Raw genomic sequence first — 3,757 nt, forward strand, 5'->3', positions numbered from 1 at the left:
GGGTACGCAGCGGCAGGGACGGGCCCGACTCGTCAAGCGTGAGGTGGACGTGCAGGTCGGTGCGGTGCCCGGCCTCACGGACGTACTCCGCAAGGGCACTGGCGAGGTGGCCGTCGGTGATGTCGTGGCGGAGGTCGAAGATGGAGAAGCGGAGCTCGGCCACCACGCGGGTGATCTCGTCGCGGAGGCCTGCGGAGAGCGTGCGGATGGCAGGTTCGTCAGTGGTGGACTCGATCTCGTCGACTACGTAGCCGAGCGCGGCGATCTCCTGGGCGACGCCGTCGTGCATCTCCCGGGCGATGCGGTTGCGCTCCTCCGTCGTGGCGACCACCCGGACCGAGTCGAAGAGCAGCGCGGTGTCGAGCCGGACGGAGTGGTCGCCGGCCACCTCGGCCGCGCCGCTGCGCAGGTTGCTCGTCCACCCGTCGGCCCGGTAGAGCACCGCGGTCCCCACACGGTGGTCGGCTCCGAGGAGCGGCACGACGTGCATCGTGGGGGGGACCACGGCAGGGTCTGTGCAAGCGTGCCGGAGCAGGTCAACGGGGTCTCCGTGGGCGGCCAGCAGGTCCGGCGAGACGTACGTGCCACCCGCCACGACCGCGGATCGCGTGGCTCCTGTCACTGCACGCAGGTCAGCGTCGAGACGGGCAGCGAGGGACCGGACGTCGAGACCGACCTCGCCTCGCTGGGTGAGCCTGTGCAGCTGGGAGAGGAGCTGGTGGGCAGCGGCGTAGGGCGCCTGCTGCGCCTGGAGGTCGCGGACCGACCGGGTCTGCCAGCTGGCCAGCGCGCCCATGCCCAGCCCCACGACCAGCCACGTGAGGCTGTCGGCCAGATGAGCTCCCTCGGCCTCGGCGGCGGTGAGCGCGAGCGTCGTGAGGAGCACGAGGACGCCGGTCACGGCGACGTTGATCGTGGTGACCAGCCCATGACGGACCCCGGCCACCACGGCGGGCACCGCGAGGTAGACCGACAGGCCCGCCTGGTGGGGGGTGGAACCGAGCAGGATGGCCACGAGGACGACCTCCCCGACCGGCACCCAGCGCACGAGCGGGCGGGGCGCGCCCATCTCCAGCAACGAGGCCGCGCAGGCGACCAACATCAGGGCGACCAGCAGTGGGGCCGACCTGCCTGCGGTCGACTGACCCAGCAGCAACCCCGTCGCCAGAGCCAGCACGAAGACCCGGAAGGCCGTGGTCACGCGCCAGGAACGCCCGGCCATGCCCGGAGGCGCCAGGGGCTCCGGGGTCGAGCGGAGCGGACGGAGGGACGGCATCACATGGTGCTGAACGTGTCGGCGATCTGGATACCAGCGGGCCCGAGGATCACGATGAACAGGYACGGCAGGATGAACAGCACCAGCGGGATCATCATCCGCACGGGCACCTGCTGAGCCTTCTCCTCGGCGCGCTGGCGACGTTTGGTCCGCATCTCCGTGCTCTGCACGCGCAGCACCCGGCCGATCGGAATGCCGAGCGCGTCGGCCTGCACCATGGAGTTGCAGAACGACTTGAGGTCGTCGAGGGAGGTGCGTTGCGCCGTAGCTCGCATCGCCTCGACGCGACCGAGCCCGAGCTGCATCTCCTGGAGGAGCCGCGCGAACTCCTGGGACAGCGGGCCGTCGGTGTTGCGCGCCACCCGGTCGACGGCGGCGTCGAACCCCAGGCCTGCCTYGACCGAGACCGTCAGCAGGTCGATGGCGTCGGGCAGCGAGTTGCGCATCAGCGTCTCACGCTTCTTGCCCGCATTGTAGAGCAGCACGTTGGGCAGGACGTAGCCGAAGGCGGTGAGGAGCCCCGTCGCGACGACGACCCGGTAGAACGGCCAACCCTGGCCGAGGATGTAGAGGAGACCCAGCATCCCGATGACGGCCATGCCAAGCACCTTGAGGCCGATGATGCGGTTGACGTCCCAGGCCGGCGGGTTGCCGGCGATGTCGAGGCGGTACTGGAGCTTGGCGGCGGTGTCGGCGCGGACGATCTTGCGACCCGTATCGACAAGCCGGTCGCCGAGCGGTCCGAGCACCCGCTCCCCGAAGGGCTTCTCGATCTCCTGCTTGAGGACGGCCGGTGCGCTGTCGATGGCCTGGATGGCCGCCACCGACCRGGCGACGCCGCGTCGTTCGGACGAGGTCACGCCGATGATGGAGAGAGCGAGGGTGATGGCGCCGAAGACGAGGCCGGCACCGGCGAGGAGGAGAACGCTGTCCACGTCAGACCTTCACTGTTGCGAGCTTGGACATGAAGAACGAGCCCAGGCCCAGAAGCACTCCGGCCGCGGCCAGCATGAGCATGCCCGGGAACGTCGTATACAGCAGGGAGATGTAATCCCGGTTGACGAACGTCATGTAGATGAAGATCAGGGGAGGAAGTCCGACCAGGATGTAGCCGGACAGGCGACCTTCGGCGCTCAGCGCCTTGACTTGGCGGCGGAGGTACTCGCGCTCGCGCAGGGTCTCGGCGACGGTGTGCAGGATCTCGGCCAGGTTGCCGCCGACCTCACGCTGGATCCGGATGGCCATCACCACCCAGCCGAAGTCCTCGCTCTCCATCCGCTCGCCCACAGCCGCAAGCGCGTCGGTGATATCGATCCCCAGTCGCTGCTCCACCAAGACCCTACGCAGCTCGCCGGCCATGGGCTCGTGGCCTTCGGCGACCACGCTGTCCACGGCCTGGGGAAGGGAAAGTCCGGCCTGTAGTCCACCGGCCAGCATGCCGAGCGTCTCCGCGAGTTGTCCGTTGAACCTGCCGAGGCGTCGTCGATGACGCCATTTCAAGGATGCCCAAGGGAGCACCAGTCCCAATACGAACGACAGCACCATTAGTCCGAGGCCGCTTAGAACGAAACCCACTGCTGCGGCACCGACCGCGATGCCCGCGTGAAGGAGAACCCATTCGGCGGCTGTGAGTGCGGATCCTGCACCCGCCAAGCGCTGGGAGACGCGGGTTTCGAGGTTGCCGTTCACGGCCTTCGACGCTACGGAGACGGCGGTTTCCTTGAGGTCCAAGGAGCCGGACGAGGTGGTGCGACGACGACGGTCTTTCCTGCCGGTCGGATCGAAGTAGGCGTCGAGACGCGTCTCGGCCGTCGACTTCCCAGAGCCGGTGAGCACCGAGGCCAGGAGACCCGAGAGGCCCAGGAACACCGCCAGAACTCCGGCCAGCATGACCGGCTTACTGACGAGAGCCTTGCCCCGATCGACCACCTTCGGAGCCGAGGCGCCGCCGGAATCGAGGGTCACGAAGGCCGAGTCGACGTAGGTTGTCTCACCGGCGTCGGCGCTGACGGTGATCGTCGCCTCGCCGTTGACGTCGGAGGGCGAGTCGAAGGTGAGCAGGAGTTGCTCGGCGAGGGCGTCCGCCTGCGCCGTGAAGACAGCGCGGAGCGCCGTCGGGTCCGCCGGGATGACCGCGCCGCCGGTGTTCTCCGCGAGCGCCGCGAGGGACCCGGCCTTGTCGGCCGTGCCGATGGAGACGACGTCGACGACGACCCCGGCCTCCTTGGCGTCGTTGATGGCCACGGCGAGGGTCGAATTGCTGCTCGTGTCGGCGCCGTCGGACAGGACGAGGAGCGAGCGGGAGCCTTCGTCACCGGCGAGGTTGACACCGGCACGGATGGCGTCGTAGACGGCCGTGCCCTTGGTGAGGGTTACCGCGTCGAGGGCTGCGGCGACCGACGCGTGGTCCGTGGTCGGCGCGATGGAGTCGACCGCGTTGCCGGCGAACGTGACCATGCCGATGGTCACGTCCTTCGGGGC

At 69.0% G+C, this 3,757-nt stretch carries 3 protein-coding genes; all 3 read right to left on the bottom strand.

All coding sequences use genetic code 11. The annotated features are described in order from the left end of the window. The coding region (locus ACXJKL_RS16740) for a histidine kinase (protein ID WP_457208152.1) at nt 1-1,276 on the bottom strand (1,276 nt) is incomplete at its 3' end. Then, complete coding sequence (locus ACXJKL_RS16745; protein WP_457208153.1) at nt 1,276-2,211, bottom strand: type II secretion system F family protein; 936 nt, start codon at nt 2,209-2,211, stop codon at nt 1,276-1,278. The genes ACXJKL_RS16745 and ACXJKL_RS16740, both read right to left, overlap by 1 nt. Before the next feature lies 1 nt (nt 2,212). Next, nucleotides 2,213-3,757: type II secretion system F family protein (locus tag ACXJKL_RS16750; protein WP_457208154.1), on the bottom strand; the 1,545-nt coding region annotated here is incomplete at its 5' end.

The sequence above is a fragment of the Nocardioides sp. P5_C9_2 genome (assembly GCF_054049555.1).